Here is a 2,908-nt window from a genome sequence, read left to right as displayed (position 1 = left end):
GTGGGCCTGGCAGGCGCCGGGGGCGGCACATCGCGGCGCCAGAAGTGGCACTGGTCGCGGCTGTGCCGTGCAGACCAGCCCAAGACCGTGCGGTCCAGCGGAGCAGTTTGGCCGCCTTGCAGACAGGTGCAGGGCTGCTGGCGGGCGTTCCGCTACTGCCAGCAGGTAAAGCTCGATGTGCACAGTCAGTGCTGGGAGGCGCGGGATTGGGCGAGCGGGATTCCCACGCGGAAGCGGTTCAGTTGGTGCACCTGAGGGGCGGCATGGAGCGGGACGCCGCCCCTCAGCCAGCGGTTGCGGCGCGACTGGGCCAGTGTGAGGGCCTTGCGGATGGCTTCGCTCTGACTCGCGGCGCGTATGCGGTAGGCGAGCAGCTGGGGCTGTGGAGTGTCGGTGCGGAAGAGAGCGACCCACATCGGCATGGTGACTTCCTTCAGGGTGGGGTGGGGCGGCTTCAGGCTTTGTGCCTGGCCGGTGCTAGGGGCGTTGGACGTGCGGCCGACGGTAGATTTCGTCGAGCGCAGCGGTGACGCGCTCCTGGATGACCTCGGGTGAGTCCGTACGGGGCACGCTGCGGAATGCGGGACTGGGAAGGTCCTGTTCGCGGCGTAGGTCCTGCATGCGCTGCGTGAGGTCGGCGGTGTCCCGGGCGCCTGTATGACTCAGGCCACGTGGGACGGAGTCTTTGAGTAGCCGCTCTCGCTCGTCGGGTGTGAGCCCGGCCAACGTCGGGCGTTCAACCTGGGAGTGGCTGTCGAAAGCGCGTACGAGAGCGGGTGCGCGGTGGGTATCCATGCGGCTGCTCCAGTGGGGCCGTGGGCGGTTCGCTCGGTGAAGATGACGGGAACGGGCAGTGCGAGAAGACTCGGCGGGCCCCGGCCACCGATGAGGGCAGACGGGACAACACCGGGAGACCTCGGTCTGGAGGCTCAGCAGAAGGTCAGAAGGCGCCCGAGCTGGTGTAGCGGCGCGGTGCGCAGCGCATCAGGTGGGATGCGCACCGGGTGCGGTCACTCGAGGTGGTGGTCACTGAAGGACCGCCGCGGATCGGCCAGCGGCGTCTGCGGGATCGGCGAGGACGATGGGGCACAGCCGCTTGCCTCGGTACATTGCTGCGTCGGCGGCGACCATGAGTACGCCAAAGTCCTCCGTGGCGACGAGATCAGGGGCGGCAACGCCGATGGTCGCGCCCATCAGGTCCACGGCCTCGCCGCGGAAGGTGAAGGGGTGGGCAAGTACAGCGGACAGCTCCTGGAGACGGGCCGTGCGCTGGGGGGCGGGCAGGACGGTGGCCACTGCGAACTCGTCACCGCCGAGCCGGGCGACGCACCCATTTGGCCCGGCCCAGGCGCGCATACGCTGGGCGGCTTCGAGGATCGCGCGGTCGCCTGCGGGATGGCCCAGGGTGTCGTTGATGATCTTGAGGCGGTCGAGGTCGACGAAGAGGAACACCGCATGCCTGCCGTGCCGAGTCAGGAACCCGGGGGCGGTGCGGTCGAAGCCACGGCGCTGGGGCAGGCCGGTGAGGTCATCGAGATGTGCCTTGTCGATCTCGCGGCGCAGGTGCCGGGCGTGCAGCGTCCAGGCGGCTGCTACAGCCAGGAGCAGGGGAAGGAGCGGTAAGAGGGACGAGCCGTTGAGCATGGCGAGGAACTGCCTTTCGGTCTCGGTCGGGCTACGAGGCGAACGAGGTCAGGGGCCTGAGCTGGGCGGCGGCGCGGTGAGCACTTGGAGCAGGGACGCCACTCGTTCCGCAGGCGGTGCGGTGGGCATCGCGTAGAGGCGGGCGCGCCGGAACGCGCCCGGAGCGAGGCCTTGTTCGCTTGGTGCGGGGTGGGCCCGGGGGATGGGAGCGGAGGTCGGTTTCGGACGAGTGCCGGGCACGGTCTTCCTCTCCTTGCAGCGGTCAGTCGGTCGCCTGGATCAGGGATAGGTGGAGGTCGTGGCCGGCGGCGAGGACCGTGGCCCCATCCCAGCCGGGCAGATGCCGGTATTCCTGGTCGAGGAGTTGCAGCACCTCGACATCGGCGAGTCGCCGGCTGATGAGGCTGGCGGCACGGAGCACGTGCAGATGCCGGTCCGGATCGTTGACGGCCGGGAGGTTCGCGGACAGGGCGCGAGAGTAGGCGTGGTGTCCCTGGCCAATCAGGTCCTGGGCGTCCTGGCAGCTGATGGCCAGTTCCGCCCCAAGGACCGCGCTGATCTGGTCCGCGGTCTGCTGCAGTGCCATCAGGTGTGCGGCACGCAAGGCGCCGCATGTTGCGATCTCGATGTCCTCGGCCATCGAGGCGGAGGACATCGGTGGGCCGGTGGCGGGTTTTGCGGCGGCGCCGTCCTGCTGCCCGGAGGGCACCACGAGCTGGCCTGCCGTGGAGCCGACCGGGGAATGGGCCGCACGCTCTGCGGCTTGGCCGGTGACGCCCACGTCCGCAGCGATAGTCCTGCGGGGGCGTAGACGGGCGCGAAGTCTGGCGAACACAGAGCCTCCCGGGCCAGGGTTAGACGAGCGGAATGTGCCGGGCGCCCCGGGCCCCGGCAGTCCGGCAGGTACGGCTGAGGCCGACCCCCGTGGCGGGGGCCGGCCTCAACCGCGCCGGAGGGGTGCTGCTACGCCTCGCCCCTGTCGATGGCGGCGGTGAGTGCGTCGAGGGTGGGGTATTGCCGCTGCACGAGCCGGCGCCGCCTCGGCATGTGGACGCCGGAGGTCCGGCCCTGGCGCATCAGGTCGGCGATCAGGTCATGGAGCGGGCGCGATACGTGGGCGGCCTCGTCGAAGACGATGACGGTCGGCGGCTCCTCGACCGGCGCTGTGCCACGGCGCGCAATCTGCTGGGGTGCCACAGTGACGGCCTTCTCCAGGGCAGTGGCCGAAGTGATGTCGGGGCGAGTCATGGTTTCTCCCTCAGGC

The 2,908-nt window shown here is 70.0% G+C and carries 4 protein-coding genes; all 4 read right to left on the bottom strand.

All coding sequences use genetic code 11. The features are described 5' to 3' along the window. Window positions 1-185 precede the first annotated feature (185 nt). Window positions 186-422 carry a hypothetical protein gene (locus tag VN520_RS38040; RefSeq protein ID WP_325751522.1) on the bottom strand — a complete coding sequence of 79 codons (237 nt, stop codon included), beginning with the start codon at window positions 420-422 and terminating at the stop codon, window positions 186-188. A 604-nt stretch (window positions 423-1,026) separates the two neighbouring features. Beyond that, entirely contained in the window at window positions 1,027-1,644 is a 618-nt protein-coding gene (locus VN520_RS38035; protein WP_325751521.1) for a GGDEF domain-containing protein, read from the bottom strand. Window positions 1,645-1,906: 262 nt separating this feature from the next. Beyond that, window positions 1,907-2,425 carry a hypothetical protein gene (locus VN520_RS38030; RefSeq protein ID WP_325751520.1) on the bottom strand — a complete coding sequence of 173 codons (519 nt, stop codon included), beginning with the start codon at window positions 2,423-2,425 and terminating at the stop codon, window positions 1,907-1,909. 182 nt (window positions 2,426-2,607) lie between these two features. Beyond that, entirely contained in the window at window positions 2,608-2,892 is a 285-nt protein-coding gene (locus VN520_RS38025) for a hypothetical protein (RefSeq protein WP_325751519.1), read from the bottom strand. Window positions 2,893-2,908 lie beyond the last annotated feature (16 nt).

Source organism: Streptomyces sp., from assembly GCF_035563135.1.
Taxonomy (GTDB): Bacteria; Actinomycetota; Actinomycetes; order Streptomycetales; family Streptomycetaceae; genus Streptomyces.
Note: the sequence above shows the minus strand (reverse complement) of the source record. Positions and strands in the feature narration are given on the sequence as shown.